The sequence below is a fragment of the Mesorhizobium sp. 113-3-3 genome (assembly GCF_016756495.1).
Classification (GTDB): domain Bacteria; phylum Pseudomonadota; class Alphaproteobacteria; order Rhizobiales; family Rhizobiaceae; genus Mesorhizobium.
Window position 1 is genome coordinate 5720007 of record NZ_AP023243.1, and the last position, 14757, is coordinate 5734763.

Annotated in this window: 12 protein-coding genes; 9 read left to right on the forward strand and 3 right to left on the reverse strand. The window is 63.3% G+C overall.

Translation table 11 applies throughout. The features are described from left to right. Positions 1-3: 3 nt before the first annotated feature. From tssJ to JG746_RS28015, 9 genes are all read left to right on the forward strand, one after another. Positions 4-456, forward strand: coding sequence for a type VI secretion system lipoprotein TssJ (tssJ, locus tag JG746_RS27975; protein WP_202355662.1), 453 nt, complete (start codon positions 4-6; stop codon positions 454-456). 39 nt (positions 457-495) lie between these two features. Next, complete coding sequence (gene tssK / locus JG746_RS27980; RefSeq protein ID WP_202355663.1) at positions 496-1830, forward strand: type VI secretion system baseplate subunit TssK; 1335 nt, start codon at positions 496-498, stop codon at positions 1828-1830. A gap of 4 nt (positions 1831-1834) precedes the next feature. Beyond that, entirely contained in the window at positions 1835-3163 is a 1329-nt protein-coding gene (gene tssL / locus JG746_RS27985; RefSeq protein WP_202355664.1) for a type VI secretion system protein TssL, long form, read from the forward strand. A 1-nt stretch (position 3164) separates the two neighbouring features. Beyond that, a complete protein-coding gene (gene tssM / locus JG746_RS27990; RefSeq protein ID WP_202355665.1) occupies positions 3165-6707 on the forward strand; it encodes a type VI secretion system membrane subunit TssM in 3543 nt (1180 codons plus the stop codon). Continuing rightward, a complete protein-coding gene (gene tagF / locus JG746_RS27995; RefSeq protein WP_202355666.1) occupies positions 6689-7231 on the forward strand; it encodes a type VI secretion system-associated protein TagF in 543 nt (180 codons plus the stop codon). The genes tssM and tagF overlap by 19 nt, the downstream gene beginning before the upstream one ends. Continuing rightward, positions 7231-8337 (forward strand): DUF2169 family type VI secretion system accessory protein, encoded by a 1107-nt coding sequence (locus JG746_RS28000; protein ID WP_202355667.1) that lies wholly within the window; start codon positions 7231-7233, stop codon positions 8335-8337. The genes tagF and JG746_RS28000 overlap by 1 nt, the downstream gene beginning before the upstream one ends. Beyond that, positions 8338-9351 carry a beta-ketoacyl synthase N-terminal-like domain-containing protein gene (locus JG746_RS28005; RefSeq protein ID WP_202355668.1) on the forward strand — a complete coding sequence of 338 codons (1014 nt, stop codon included), beginning with the start codon at positions 8338-8340 and terminating at the stop codon, positions 9349-9351. Then, complete coding sequence (locus JG746_RS28010; RefSeq protein WP_202355669.1) at positions 9348-10349, forward strand: DUF4150 domain-containing protein; 1002 nt, start codon at positions 9348-9350, stop codon at positions 10347-10349. Before JG746_RS28005 ends, JG746_RS28010 begins: the two co-directional genes overlap by 4 nt. A 63-nt stretch (positions 10350-10412) precedes the next feature. Further along, on the forward strand, positions 10413-11393 hold the full coding sequence (locus JG746_RS28015) for a hypothetical protein (RefSeq protein WP_202355670.1): 981 nt from the start codon (positions 10413-10415) through the stop codon (positions 11391-11393). Between the two features lie 29 nt (positions 11394-11422). On the opposite strand, the gene JG746_RS28020 is transcribed toward JG746_RS28015, so the two are convergent. From JG746_RS28020 to tssI, 3 genes are read right to left on the reverse strand one after another with little or no spacing between them, the layout of a single operon-like run. Next, complete coding sequence (locus JG746_RS28020; protein ID WP_202355671.1) at positions 11423-11773, reverse strand: hypothetical protein; 351 nt, start codon at positions 11771-11773, stop codon at positions 11423-11425. Then, positions 11773-12210: a DUF6484 domain-containing protein gene (locus JG746_RS28025; RefSeq protein WP_140775179.1), complete on the reverse strand. Its 438-nt coding sequence runs from the start codon at positions 12208-12210 to the stop codon at positions 11773-11775. The genes JG746_RS28020 and JG746_RS28025 overlap by 1 nt, the downstream gene beginning before the upstream one ends. A 10-nt stretch (positions 12211-12220) precedes the next feature. Then, positions 12221-14548, reverse strand: coding sequence for a type VI secretion system Vgr family protein (gene tssI, locus JG746_RS28030; protein ID WP_202355672.1), 2328 nt, complete (start codon positions 14546-14548; stop codon positions 12221-12223). Positions 14549-14757 lie beyond the last annotated feature (209 nt).

Consider the following 14757-nt stretch of genomic DNA (forward strand, 5'->3'; position numbering starts at 1 on the left):
GACATGATCGACAGACGCGAATTCGTCGTTGCCCTCGGCGCTACGGGGCTGCTTGCGGCTTGCCAGAGCGGCCCGCCGAAACCATCGGTTATCACGGTCAACGTGACCGGAGGCGCCGGCATGAATCCAGGACCGGGCGGCGGCGACAGGCCGGTGACGGTACTGGTGATGCGGCTTGCCAGCACCGGCAAGTTCAACTCGGCCGACTATTTCGCGCTGCAGGGCGACGCGGGCTCGGCGCTCGGTGCCGATCTCATCGGCTCCGACACGATCTCGGTCGCGCCAGGCAAGACGGCGGCCAAGACCATCACGGTGGAGCCGAACGCCGCGGCGCTCGGCTTCGTGGCGCTGATCCGCGAGCCGGGCGGACGCAACTGGCGCACGACCAAATCGGTATCGCCAGGCTCGAAATTCACCATCAACGTCAGCCTCGGCAAAGGCGGCATTTCCGCCTAGCGACAGGGCTGGAGATGGTTGTGTGCAGAAAGTAGTGGCATGAGCGATGCAAACAGGGTGCTGTGGTCGGAGGGTCTGTTTCTCAGGACCCAGCACTTCCAGCAGCAGGATCGGTTCTTCGAGGGCATGGTGCGCGGCGCATTGCAGGCCGGCCAGCTCCATACTTTCGGCTTCCAGCAACTGACCCTCGACCAGTCGCTGCTCGACGCCGGCCAGGTCTCGATCGTGTCCGCCCGGGGCATTTTCCCGGACGGCACGCCTTTCGCCATCCCGGAACTGATGGATGCGCCGAAGCCGTTGCCGGTCACGGCCGACACCGGCGCCGGGCCGGTGCTGGTCGCATTGCCGCTAGAGCCACCCGGTGGCGTCGGATTCGATCCGGCGCATGCGGCATCGACGGGCGCGCGCTACCACGGCAAGATCGTTTCGGTGCGCGACGCCGTCCAGAGCGGCGCCGATCCGGAAGAGATCGAGATCGCCCGGCCGCAAGCCGCCCTGCTCGCGCCCGGCAAATCGGTCGGCGGTTATACCGCCTTGCCGATCGTCGACATAAAGGGTGTGCGCGCCGACGGCGGCATCTCGCTCGATGAGACGTTCCTGCCGCCGACGCTGATCACCGGCGCGGTTCACTGGTACCGGCAATTGCTGCAGGAGGTCGTCACCGGCCTCGACCAGATCGCCGAAGCGCATGGCAAGATGGTGATGGGCGGTGCCGGCCGCAGCGTCGAAGACCTTTTGATGCTGCACCTCGCCAATGCCGCTCGCCCGCGGCTCGCCCATATGCTCGCGCAGGATGTCTTTCATCCGGCCGAACTCTATCTCGAACTGGCCGGTTTGGCCGGCGAGATGGCTACCTACGGCTCGAGCTCGCGGCGGCTCGGCGAATTGCCGGCCTACGACCACATGGCGCCCGGCCCCGCCTATATGGCGCTGGCCGACGCCTTGCGTTCGCTCATCCTGAGCCTGCGCTACATCGAGCCGAAATCGCGCGCGCTGCCGGTCATGCGGCATGCGACCAATGTCTGGAAAGTGCGCATCGACAACCCGAAGCTCCTGGTCGCCAGCCGCATCGTCATCCGCGTCGGATCGGAACTGTCGGAAGACGCGCTGCGCAAGATCTTCGTCAACCAGGCGACAGTCGGCTCCGCTGACCAGTTCGAAGGTCTTTGGAAGTCGCGCCTGCCGGGCATACCGCTGAAACCGCTTCATTCGCAGCCACGCGAGATTCCCTATGATGGCGACCGGCTGTGCCTGGAGCTTGACCAGAAGAGCGAGCATTGGGCCTCGTTGCTCGACGCCCCCGGCTTCGTCATCGGCGTTTCCGGTGTCCTGCCGAGCGAGCCGCAGGTCGACTGCTACTCAGTGAACAGGTGAGGCCATGAGCCGGGATGATCCTTTCGGACTGTCGGAGGATCGCGAACGCACACGCATCAGGCTGGCGGGCGCCGCGCCTCGGCCGATGGCGCCACTGGCACCAGGCGCGCCGGTCAAAAGGGCGCGCGCCCATCCCAACACGCTCATCAACATCTTCGCGCCACTGCTCGAATTCGCGCCCGAGCTCGAAAGCGCGCTGGCGCCGGAGAACCCGGAAGCGATGCGCACGCGCCTGCTCGACGAATTGGTTCAGGCGCGCGACGCCGCGATGGCAGCGGGCTCCTCCATGGAGCGCGCCGACCAGGCGGCCTGGGCCGTGGCGGCGTTGCTCGATGACCTCGCGCTGAACACGCCGTGGGGCGGCGCCAGCGCCTGGCCGCGCCAGCCGCTGGTGGTCATGCTGCGTGGCGACGTCGATGCCGGCACCCAGTTTTTCACCCGCCTTGACGAGCTGGAGCGCCATCCCAACCGCGACCGCGAAATGCTGGAGCTTCAGTATTACTGCCTGGCGCTCGGCTTCCGCGGCAAGTATCGGGTGCCCGGCCGCGCCGGCGACCGCTCGCTCAATGCCGTACGCGTGGCGGCGGCGCGCTTCCTGCGCAATGCCGACGCCGAGGACGCGCCGCTGTCGCCGAACTGGAAAGGCGTGATCGCTTCCGACGAGCCGCAGCGCTTCATCGTTCCGATCTGGGTGATGGCGCTTGCCGCCATTGTCGTCGCCGCTGTCGTTTATATCGGCCTGTCGATGGGCTTGAGCAGCCAGGCGGTCGAACTCTCCGCCCTCGTGCGCACGCTGCCGCCGGCCTCGCGCGCGGACGTTGCCCGCGCCGCGCCCAAGCAGGATGCGCCCGCACCTGAACCGCCGCAGCCAGTCGATTTCGCTCTGCTGCCCGCGTTCAAGGCCGGAGCGCCCGCGGGCCTCAAGGGCGCGCTCAGCGGCACCGAGAGCGTCTCGCTGGCCAAGCTGATCGTCCAGTCCTCCAACCCGGAGCTCTTCCAATCTTCGCGGCCGACACTGTCGCAAGGCTATGAGCCTCTGATCGAGTCGATCGCCAAGGTGATCCTCGCCAATCAGGAGCTGATCGGAAACATCACGATCGTCGGCCATACCGACAATGTACGCCTGCAACGGTCCAATCCGCTGGCGAGCAATCAGCGGCTCTCGGAGGCACGCGCCCAAACCATAGCGGACCTCCTGGTGCAGGCCGGCGTGCCACGGGAGCGCATCCAGTCCGAAGGCCGCGCCGACACCGATCCGGTGGCCGACAACTCGACGCGCGAGGGCCGCGCGCTCAACCGGCGCGTCGAGGTCCTGGTCGAGAAGAGGCTGTGAGATGTTCATCCTGCGCTTCCTCTGGGCGGTCATCACCTCGCGCTTTCTCTGGACCCTGATCGGCATTGCGCTGCTTTCGCTTTTGATCTGGGTGTTCGGCCCGATCGTCCAGGTCGGCCCGTACGCGCCCTTCGAATCCGACAATGTTCGCATCGCCATCATCGCGGGGCTGATCATCCTGTGGCTGATCTGGCTGATCATCGCGCAACGGCGCGCGATCCGCGCCAACCGCATGTTCGTCGCCGAGATCGCGGCACCCGTGGCCGAAAAGCAGCTCACCCCCGGCGAGGAGAGCGTTGCAGCCGTCGGTGCCAAGTTCGGCGAGGTGATGGCCGAGCTCAAGCGGCGCAAGCTCGGCGGACGGAAGTTCCTGCGCGAGATGCCGTGGTATGTGATCGTCGGGCCTCCGGCCACCGGCAAGACCACTGCGTTACGCCAGTCGGGCCTCAATTTTCCAATCGACCTGACCGACGATCTGCAGGGTGTCGGCGGCACGCGCAACTGCGACTGGTTTTTCTCCGAGAACGCGGTGCTGATCGACACGGCGGGCCGCTACGTCCAGCAGGAGAGCCAGCCGGACGTCGATGCCGTGGAATGGCTGGGCTTCCTGGACCTTCTGAAAAAGCATCGGGGTCGCCGCGCGCTCAACGGCGTCATTGTCGCGCTGTCGATCGATGCGCTCTCGGACGGCGACGAAGCGATCAAGGCGCACGGCCGCAAGATCCGCCGCCGGCTGGCGGAGCTCAACGATCGGCTGGAGATCCGTCTGCCTGTCTACCTGATGCTGACGAAAGCCGACCTGATCAAAGGGTTCGAAGCCTTCTTCGGCGGCTTGTCGACAAGCGCGCGCGAGCAGGTGTGGGGAACCACCTTTGCGCTGGATGCCCGCGTCAACGCCGGCATGATCCAGGCGGAGCTGGCCAGGCTCGGCACCGAGCTGGAGCGAAGGTTGGTGCCGCGCCTTGAAGACGAGGAAAAGCTTGGCTCGCGCGCCGAGATCTTTCGCTTTCCGGCGCAGTTGGCGAGCCTCTGCGGGCCGATCCAGGTGCTGATCGAGGCCATGTTCGGCGAAAGCCGCTACGAGGAAGCCGCGTGGCTGCGTGGCCTTTATCTGACATCGGCGACACAGGAAGGCGCCCCCATCGACCGCCTGACGGCGGCGTTGTCATCTTCCTTCGGGCTGCCGCCGCGCCGCGCCATGCCGGCGGCGCGCGTCGAGAAGCGCAGCTTCTTCCTCAGGAACCTTCTCACCGAAGTGATCTTCAAGGAGGCCGGCCTCGGCACATTCGATCCGCTGGCGCAGCGCCGCCGCGCCTGGATCTGGCGCGGGGCCGCGGCCGCCTGTGCGCTCGCGGCCTTGCTGGCCGGCGGGCTGTTCACCTGGTCCTACCTCGACAACCGCAATGCGATCACCGAACAGGCCGGCCAGTTCGAAGCCCTGCAAGAGCCGCTCACCCAGGTCGCCGCCATCCCAGCCGCGGTCGAGCAGCCGACCATGGATGGCGCGCTGGCGGCGATGGACGCGGTGGCGGCCTCCCGAACGCCGCCACCGGACGCCGCCCATAACCTGCTCGGCCCGACCGCTTCGCCGGAGCTGGTGCGCGCGCAGACCGATACCTACGACCATGCGCTGCGCAACGTGCTCGAGCCGCATATGGTCGCCCTGCTCGAGGCCACGATGTGGCGGCAGATCCGCGATCCGGATTTCATGCTCGGCGCGCTGAAGACCTACCGGATGATGACCGGCCTGTCGCAGATGGACACCGATTTCGTCCAGAACTGGTGGGTGAACAGCCTGCCGCAATTCGCGCCGGCTCCGCCTTTCCCCACGGCCGACGCCGAAGAGCATCAAATCGCCGCCATCCGCCGCATGGCCGTCGACGACAGCTACATCACCCCGGACAAGGCACTGGTGGCGGAGGCGCTGAAGACCGTATGCACGATCTCGCTGCCGGAGCGCGCCTACAAGCAGCTCCTGGCCGACCCGGAGGTAGCAGCCGTCAAGGAATGGGTGCCGGCCAATTTCGCCGGGCCGAACGGCGCCAAGGTGTTCGCGCGCCGCTCCGACAAGACGTTGCGGGTCGGTGTCCCCGGCCCCTACACCTATGCGGGTTTCCACGACGCGATCCTCGACCGGGTCGAGGATGTCGCGGGACAGGCGGCCCTCGATCGCGCGGTGTTTGCCGGCGGCTGCTCGGAGAACTCGGAGACGTCGGTTTCGGCGCTCTCGCAGGATATCTTGAAGCTCTACTACGACGACTATATCGCCCAGTGGGACTCTTTTCTGCGTGACATGCGGCTTGCGCCGCTTACCGATCTCAACATCGCCAGTGAAAACCTCAAGGATCTTTCCAGCGCCGACTCCGCGCTGAAGCGCCTGTTGACGGCAGTGGTGCAGGAGACCGACCTCATCCGCTCCGACGAGGCGCCGGCCGACGACAAAAGTGGCGCCGCCGCCAAGACCGGCTCCAAGCTGCTCAGCAAACTCGGCAAGCTGGGCAAGGTGGTGACCTCGGGCGCCAAGCTCCTGCCGCGCGCCGGCTCCGCCAACCAGGTGGACATGACCGGCAGCCTGGTCGCCGAGCATTTCAAGCCTCTCAAAGGCACCATCGCCCAGGTCGACGGCCAGCCGCCGGCGCTCGACGCCGCTGTCGTGGCGCTGACGGCGCTGTCGAATGTGCTGCAGACGGTGACCGCCAATCCCGACCCGCAGGATGCCATCAAGAAGCAGGGCGGCCTCGCCGAACTGACGGGCGCGGTCGCCAGGCAGGCGCAGATCCTGCCTTCGCCGATCAACGAGTGGCTGGGCGGCATCGCCGGCGACACCAGCGGCCTGTCGCAGAAGGCCGTCACCAACGAGCTCAACGCCATCTGGCGGGCCGACATACTGCCCTTCTGCCAGGCAGCGCTCAACAACCGCTATCCGTTCAGCCCGGACAGCGCGGTCGATGTCAATGTGCGCGATTTTCAACGTCTGTTCGGACCGACCGGCCTGATCGATGCCTTCACCAACGACCATTTGATCAACTATGTCGACACCGCCAGCGAGCCATGGAAATGGCGTGCCGATTTCGGCCTCGACCCAGCCGCGCTCGCAGCGTTCGAGCAGGCGAGGCATATCCGCGACGATCTGTTTCCGGGCGGCACCGGCCCGGTGATGAACTTCACGCTGGAGCCCAAGGACCTCTCCCCCAACGTGACGCGTGTCACGCTCAACCTCGATGGCCAGAGCCTCGTCTACTACAACAACGCAACCAGACCGCAGCCGATGACGTGGCCCGGCAAGGATGGCACCGGAGTGATCTCGCTCGCCTTCCAGCCGGTCGACGGCTCACCCGAAGTGATGCTCAACGAGACCGGCAGTTGGGCGTGGCTCAGAATGCTGCGCGGCGGCCGCTTCGCCGCGACCAAGCTCAGCGATGTCTACAGCCTGCGGCTCGGCACGAAGGGGATGTGGGCCGATTTCGAACTCAAAGCCGCCAGCGTCGAGAACCCCTACACGCTCGAAATGTTCAAGAAGTTCACATGTCCGCCGCAGATCTGATCGTGCCCGGCTTCTATGGCAAGATGCCCGCCACCGGCGATTTCGTGGCCCGGCGGCTGCCGGCGGATTTCGTGCGCTCTTGGGACCGCTGGCTGGCGCAGCACATCGTGCCGCTGTTCGGGGTGGAAACCTGGCCCCAGAGCAAGGCGTTGCGTTTCCTCAGTGGGCCTGGCTCCTTCGGCGCCTCGGCCGGCATCGTACTGCAAAGCGCCGACAGGGTTGGCCGGCAATTTCCATTGAGCGTCGTCGCAAGGCTCCCGGAGGCGCCTCTTAAGCTGGCTTTTGCGGACGCATGGTTCGAAAGCATCGAAAAGGCCGCCTTCGCCGCGCAACGGGGCGAGATGACGCCGGACGAACTCGACGCGGCGTTGGCCGCCCTGCCCGTTCCGCTTATCGATGGCGAGGACGATCTCATCGACGCGTTCGTGGCGTGGACGGCGCATACGGATATTTTCGACGTCGATCCGCGGGCGCCGCAGCCGACCTTGGAGCAGATCCTCGCCGCAAGCTGGGAGACCAGCTGATGCAGATCTGGGACCAGATGGGCTATCCGCATCAGTTCACCATGGGCATGGATAAGGCCGGCCATCAGTGGATCGTGGTCGTGGTCAAGGGCACTTTCGATTTTCCCACCACGCCCGGCGGACTGGTGCAGAAATCGACCGAGCAGGTGCCATTGGTCATGGCCGACACCCAGACCGGCGTGCCGGGCTATTCGGCGACGCTGTGGGAGACCGATTTTGCCTTCCGCAAGCCGCGCTGCGATGTGGTCGCCAATGGCTTCGCCTATGCACCGGGTGGGCGCCCGGCCGAGCGGGTACCGGTCGGCATCAAGGTTGGAAATTGGTCAAAACTGTTCGAGGTCGTCGGCGACCGGGAATGGCGCTCCATCGGTCCGGTCTTTACCGCCACGTCGCCGCAACCCTTCCTGAAACTGCCCATCTCCTATGACGTTGCCTGGGGTGGCGTCGACAGGCTGGATCCAGAAGACAAGCTTCCCGCCAGCTATAAGTACAACCCGGTCGGAACCGGATGGTCGCGCACCAGGAACCAGCGTCTGGTCCCAGGCCTGCGGCTGCCCAACACGCAGGCGGTCGGCGAGGAAGTGCGCTCACCCTTTGGCGACTACAGGCCGATGAGTTTCGGGCCGATGGGGCGCGGCTGGCCGGGACGCATCGAATATGGCGGCACCTACGACCAGAACTGGATCGACAATATTTTTCCGTTCCTGCCGCCGGATTTCGATGAACGTTATTTCCAGATGGCGCCGCCGGACCAGCAGATCGACCATCCGCGAGGCGGCGAGGATGTGGTGCTGGTCAATCTGACGCCGGCAGGCAAGGAAAGCTTCCGCATGCCAACGACAGCGTTGCCGCTGACGCTGTTCAAAGGTCGCGAAAAGGCGTTCGTGGGCGAGCTTCTGCCGGATACGGTGCTGTTCGATCCGGAGAGGCGGCGGTTTTCGCTGGTCTGGCGGGTGCAGCAGCGCCTCCAGCGCACGCTCCTCGATTTTTCAGAATGCTGGATCGGGCCGCCGACACCCGGCATGCAACGCGCCTATGCCAAGCGCAAACGCTACATCCGCAAGTTCAACACTCCGCTTCGCGATGACGAAGAGGAGGCCGCATGAATGAACGCTGACCTCGACATCGTCTCGGCGGGCATGGTGACGGCAGTCGGCCTCGACGCGCCATCAAGTTGCGCAGCGATGCGCGCGCGTCTCGACGGTTTCCAGGAAACGCGTTTCCTTGGCGCCGCCGGCGAGTGGCTGATCGGTGCGCCCGTCCCGCTGCCGCGCAACTGGATGGGCGCAAAGCGCCTTGCCCATATGGCCGCCGCGGCGATTGTCGAAGCGTTCGAAGCGAAGCCCGAGGCCCGGGGCAGGACGGCCCTGGTTCTTTGCCTGGCCGAGGAGGACCGTCCCGGGCGTCCGGCGCCTGACAGCCGAAACCTGCTTAGCCAGATCGAGCAAATCACGGAAATCGTCGGTCCCATTGCCTCGCGCGTCGTCGCGCATGGCCGCCCGTCCGGCCACGTTGCGTTGGAGGCGGCCCGCCGCCTGCTCGCCTCCAATGCGGCTCCTTTTGTGATAATTGTCGGGGTGGACAGCTATCTGACCTCCCAGACCGTTAACCACTATCTCGCCCGTGAGCGGTTGCTCACGCCAAAAAACTCGAACGGCTTCATTCCGGGGGAGGCCGCTGCGGCGATTCTCTGCGCGCGCACGGGCGGCACCATGCACCTCACGGGGCTCGGCCTGGCACGGGAGGAAGCTCATATTTACAACGAGACGGATCTTCCCTTCCGAGGGCAAGCGATGACAACGGCTTACAAGGAAGCGTTTGCCGGGTCAGGGTGCCTCCACTCGGATATCACTCTCAAGATGGGAGATTTCGTCGGCGAGACATACTGGTTCCAGCAATCTGCCCTTGCCATGCTGCGCACACAACGCGAGCACTCGCAGGTGCGGCCAATATGGGCGCTGGGCGCGAGCCTGGGGAATGTCGGGGCGGCCGCTGTCCCGGTGATGCTGGGGTGGGCGCTGTCGGCGATACAACGCGGCTACGCGCCATCGGGGCCGATCCTGATCGAGGCCTCGGGCGATGACGGCGCATGCGGCGCTGCCGTGGTGGAGGCAAGATGACTGTCTACGCGAACGGGCGAGAGATTTCGGCAGAGGCGCAAGGCTGCAAGGTCATTGCGGATTTCCCCGACACATGTTTCACCCCGCCCGAGAATCCGGCGACCCCGCCGGGCGTGCCCGTCCCGTACCCTGATTTCGGGTTCGACTCCGATCTGACGTCGGGTAGCGGAACCGTGAAGATCGGCAACAAGCCTATCAGCCAGGAAAACAGCAGCTACTACAGCAAATGCAGCGGCGACGAGGCCGGGGCGGCGGCCAAAAAAGGCATAATCACCTCAAAAAATACCGGCAAGGTCTACGCACACGGCTGGTCGTCGGACGTCAAGGTCGAGAGCAAGGGTGTCGTTCGGCTTGGCGACATGGCCACCAGCAATCACGGGACCGATCCCGGCGATGCGCCCCCAATGGTGATCGTCGGAAAGCCGGCATTCGGCATTCCTGGCGATGAAGACTGCATGGTCGGCAGCTTCGAGGACATTCACGAAAAGTGTAACGCCAAAAAGGACCCTACCGATCCTTTGGCCAAGCCAGGTTCACAAGGTGTGGCTCACCAGGCTCACCATATCGTTCCGGACCGCTGTTTTCGCGTCAACAGCGAAGATCGAATGGCGAACCCGCCGTTTCCCAGCAGGGATCAGGGCATTTGCATCTGCATCCCTCGCGTGAACCACTCGGCGGCTCGGCCGCCGAGTGGCGAAGACGTCACCGTGCACCATCACCTGGACAATGCTTTGACCGAACTCGGCGAGGACGTCGCAACAAGAGCCAACCCGCGCGGCGTCGAGAAAGTGGAAAAAATAAGAAAGCAATGTTTGGATGCTCTTGCCGAACTGGTCGATGATCCGGTGTCCGCGGACTGCTACCAAGTGGCATGTGAAAAGGTGACCGAGCAAACACAGCCAATCAAGGACAAGTATGCTCGAGCGGAGAAGAGCTCCAGCAATATGAGTCCTGCCGCCAAGGGCGTGCTGAACAGGCAGCATCTGCCAACAGCATGAGATCGATGCCAAGGGAGTGTTGAGCGACCGATGAGGCGAAAACCAGAGATAACAGGAGGTGTCGTGAGCGTGGACAGGACCCTTTACATCCTGTTCAAAGCGATACCGGGCGAAGACGATGACCGGCTCGTCGCCTCCGGTCGGGTTGCCGATGGTTCGGTTGTGCTTCGGCCTCGAGAGGAGGTCGCGGACCTGATCTCTTTCACGGCCCTGCAGCCGCCCTTCGAAGCCCAGGCCGTTGGACTGACTGGAGAGGGCGAGGTGGTGTATTTTTTCGAAGCCGTCAGTCAACGCGAGCAGATACCCGGAGCCGGTTTCGCCTCCGAGAATGCGATGAAGCTCGGCCGCATGACAAAGATACTGCAGATCGGCAATCGACTGTTGGCGCTCGGCTATGGCGGGCAAGTCTACATGCGGACGCCTTCGGAGGGCTGGAGATTTCTCGCAGGCCCGAAAGGCAGCGATGACGGGTCGACAAACCTGGTCTACTTCTGCGCCGTCGCGCACAAAGGCCGGCTGTATTTTGGTGGAACGGAGACGAAGCGGTTCAGGAGCACGGCGGAGATTGACGCTGCGAGCCAAGCCGGCGATGGCCGGCGTCTCGCGCGTGCCATCCTGGCGGCGAAGGTACCGGACAAAGCTGTGGTCGGGGCATACGACGGTTCATGGAGCCAGGTGGATTTTGATCATCCCGGAACTGTCGTCGAGATGCTGGAGGCAGGCAAATCCATCGAGATTTTCACAACCAATGGGCGCATTGTCTCGACACCCGATTTTCAGGAATTCAACGACGCATTCGCATTCGGCAAGAAGAAGTCGTTTTGGGATATAAAAAGAACGGAGCAAGCGATCCTTGTGTATTTCGACGGCACACTTTTCCGGTGGACCGGCGAGATGGAGCCGTTCGAACCGCCGCTGCCTGGCGTTGACGAAAGTTTCATAAACGTTTCGAGCTATGCCGGATTCCTGGCGGCGTTCGCCCCGCATCAAATCTACACGCTGGATGAAGACGATTGGGGCGAAGTTACTTACACCTTGTCGTAAGTGGCGGCGGGAAGGTCGTATAAAACTCTTCAGATATCGGCCGCCGGCAACTTGGCGGCCAGGTATTTGCGCACCTGGTCGAGGTTCAACTGCTTGAGAGGGAGAGGACTGGTCGCCTCCAGCATCCGGACCACAAAAAGCTCTCCAGCTTCCGAAAATTCGTCGAAACGCTCCTTTGCGATACGCTTGCCTTCGACACCCGCAACACGCAGCCCAAGCAGATGTGCTTCCAGCCGCTCTATGAGCCGCTCCACGTGCTCCTCGTCCATCTCGGGGTTTTCGCCGGGATGCAGCAGATGGTGGTCGTAGACCGTCCAGAGGAAGGCCGCCATTTCCGCGTGCTGACGTACGATATGTTCGAGTATCGGCGGCTTTGGCATCAGTTCAGATTCACGGAGCCGCCACGGATACGGTTGGAGGCGCTGGCGTGGCTGACCAGGTTGGTGCCTCGTATGGTGAGATGGCCATCCTTTTCCATAATGATGACCGACTTACCGCACCTCAGCTCAAGCCGCTCGCTCGAACTGATTTTCACCGTTTCACCGTCGCGCACGACATGACTGTTGTCCCGGCTGTTTGTCTGTCGTTTTGCGGGGTCGACAATACGCCCCACGATCAGCGGTTTCAGCGGATTGGCATTTTCGAACAGCAGTGCGACTTCTGACCCGATCATGTCGGACGACAGTTCGGTCAGACTTCGCGCCTGCAGGGCCACCTCCTCCCGATTTCCGGGAAACACCACGAGTGGCGCACCTTGGTCGAACCCAAGCAGCAAGCCAATCACCACTCCATCGATCCGTTCGTCAATATCGCTCATGGGTGCGTCCTCAGTTCTGCTTTATCTCCGAGCCTTTCATGATGATGTCGCTCGAAGCATTGACGTCTATCTTTCCTGAACCCTTGATGGTGATGTCTTTGCCCTTGATGGTGATCGTCCCATCCTTTTTCATGATAATTTCGGCACTTCCTGTTTTGATCGTGACCGACTCCTTGGCCTCGATGGTCAGGTTCTTGCCGACCACGATGCCCGCGTCCTCGCCGACCTGGATAAGGCTCTTTTTCCCGACCTTGAGCTCGTGCGCCCCATTGACCTGAGTTGAGGCATCCTCGCCGACCTTGATGATATGCGTTTTGCCGATTTGCGTGTTCTGGGCCCCGCCGATCTTGACGCCCTGATCGGACCCGATCTCAATGCCTTGGCTTGATCCGACGTTCCAACTGTCCGACGCGCCGATATCGTGGCTCTGGCTGATGCCGACCGTGACCGAGCGGGCGGCGCCAATCGTGTTGGTCTGAACGCCGCCTACGGTTCGGGTCTCGGCGGCGCCCACCGTGTCGATGCGTGCCGCGCCCACGGTGACCGTCTGAACCAGTCCCACGGTCTGCGAATGGTTGGCGTCGATGTTTTCGGTCGAATTGGCGACGACGTGGATCGTCTCGTTCGCCATCACCGTCAGCGAGCGGTTCGCGCCCACCGTCTCCGTGTCGTTGCTGCCGATGTTCGTCGTCTGGTCGACGCCGATCTTGACCGTCTTGTTGTTGCCGACGTCTTCATCGAGGTTATGGCCGACGGAATGCTTGGCGTCATGGTCGATGCGGTCGGACTGGTCGTGCTGCACCGTCTTATTGCGGTCGTGCTTGATCAGCAGATGATGGTCCTTCTGCGCCTGGAAATTGACCAGTTCGGAACCAGCCTTGTCCTCGAACATCAGCTCGTTGTAACCGCCGCCGCCTTTCGAGGAATTGGACTTCCAGCCCGATTGCGTGGCGTTGGCCGGCAGCGCATAAGGCGGCATCTCGGAGGCATTGTAGACCCGGCCGGTGATGATCGGCAGGTCCGGATCGCCCTCGATGAAATCGACGATGACCTCCTGGCCGATGCGCGGGATCTGGATGAAGCCCCAGCCGCTGCCGGCCCAGGTCTGCGACACGCGCACGAAGCAGGACGAGTTCTGGTCCTTCTTGCCGAGGCGGTCCCAGTGGAACTGCACCTTCACCCGCGCGTATTTGTCCGTGAATATCTCCTCTCCCGAAGGGCCGACCACCGTTGCCGTCTGCGGGCCGCGCATGATCGGTCTTGGCGTGATGCGCGGAGGCCGATAGGGCAATTTCGTCGGCGCCACGCCCAGCACTACCTTGAAATTCTCGATGTGGGCCTCGTTCTGGGTCCGGTAGCCCGGATCGAACAGCCGGTATTCGGCGCTCACAACCAGATATTCCGTGTTCTGGTCGTCGCGCGGAAAGCTTTCGAGCGTGAACTTGCAGCCGGAAAAAAGGCCGCGCACCGTACCCACGGCGGTGTTGCGCTGATGCTCGGCCTGGAGTTCCTCGCGGCGGACCCCCGCGATCGTGTCGCCGCGCCCGACATCGAGATGCGCTCCGGGCTGGCGGTAGTTTTCGCCCGAAGCTTCCTTGTGGCCGAAGGGCTGGGCGGACTTCGCCATCAGATCGGCGCCCGGCTTCTCGAAATCATAGTCCGTATGGGCGTAGGCGCCTGGCCGCACCGCACTGCCCGGAATCCATTCGGTGATGTATTCGACGTCGCGTCGCGAGCCATAGCCCTCGGAATTGTAAAGCACCTTGTCGTAGCCTGGAGCCGGCTTCAGCTTGCTCATCGCATCGCACAGAACCAGCGTGTGCTTGTCCTCGTCATGCTCGAAGAAATAGAAAATACCTTCGTGCTCGAACAACCGCTGCACGAAATCGAGATCACTCTCGTCATACTGGACACAGTATTCGCGCGATGGGTAGGAGCCCTGCAGCCGCTTCTCGAACTTTGCGATGCCGTATTTGGAAAAGATCTTTTCGACGATCTCCACAGCGGTCATGTTCTGGAAAATGCGGCAGTCGGTGGTGTTGCCGAGAAACCAGAGCCATGGCCTGACGGTGGCCTCGTAATAGGCCAGCCGGTCCTCCACGCGCGTAAGCTTGAAATCCGACACCAGGCCGCTGAACCAGCGCTTTGGATCGGCTTCACCTTCGACCGAAACGACGCCGCCCAGCATCTTCAGCGGATCGACGTCACGGCTCTTGCTGACGAACCCGACAGTATAGGCAAAACTTCGGCTGATCTCATCACGACCGACGAGATGGGTGAAGGTCAGCACGTCGGCGCCAACCGGCGTGTGTACAACCGTGGCACGTTCGTTCGGCATGGGTCGTGCCCCTCCTGGACGCCGCCGCCAATGTGATGGACTGAAGCTCCCGCTCCGGAAACCGCATCACGGTCGGGAGGTCTTCGAATTCACCGCATCGGACCGCCGCAAGCGTAGCATATGTTTGATGGAGGCCAAACAGAAGCAATGTCTAAACCGTGGCGTGCATTCAAGTGAACGCACCTCTCCCACTGCGATGGCAAGATGCT